We start from the raw sequence: 566 nt of genomic DNA on the forward strand, positions 1-566 counted from the left end.
CAGCAAGACGGCTAATCACTTCTTTCGCTTTCATCACAACTTCACGACCCGTCTGAGTATTATCAGACGCTTGGTTTGCAGTATCGGCTGCCGTCGCTGCGTTAGACGCAATTTCACTGATCGTCGCACCCATTTGGTTGATCGCTGCAACCACTTGAATCGTCTGGTCACGTTGCTCTTGGCTATTATCGTACGTTGACGTTGCTTTGCTCGACACGCTGTCTGCGGCTTGGCTCAGTGCACCGCTCGTCAAAGATACCTCTTTCATGGTTGCGTGGATTTTCTCAATAAATCCGTTGAAACCTTTAGAAAGTTGCGCGATTTCATCATTGCCACGAATTTCAATACGCTGTGATAAATCACCTTCGCCTTGACCAAGATCGGTAAAGCGATCTGCAATCAAACGAATTGGCTTAGTGATACTGTTTGCAAGCAATACGCCCATCAAAATGAACACCAACGCCACTATAATGGTTGTGAGCATCATTTTTTGACCAGTGGCATTGAGATCAGCAAACACTTCATCAACAGGCACGACGCCAATAACAAACCAGTTCATTGACGGC

Annotated in this window: 1 protein-coding gene; it reads right to left on the reverse strand. The window is 46.5% G+C overall.

The window, feature by feature from the left end; all coding sequences use genetic code 11:
• On the reverse strand, window positions 1-566 hold a 566-nt coding region (locus tag R7190_RS29535), incomplete at both ends, for a methyl-accepting chemotaxis protein (protein WP_318138158.1).

It is taken from the genome of Vibrio sp. 1078-1 (genome assembly GCF_033340475.1).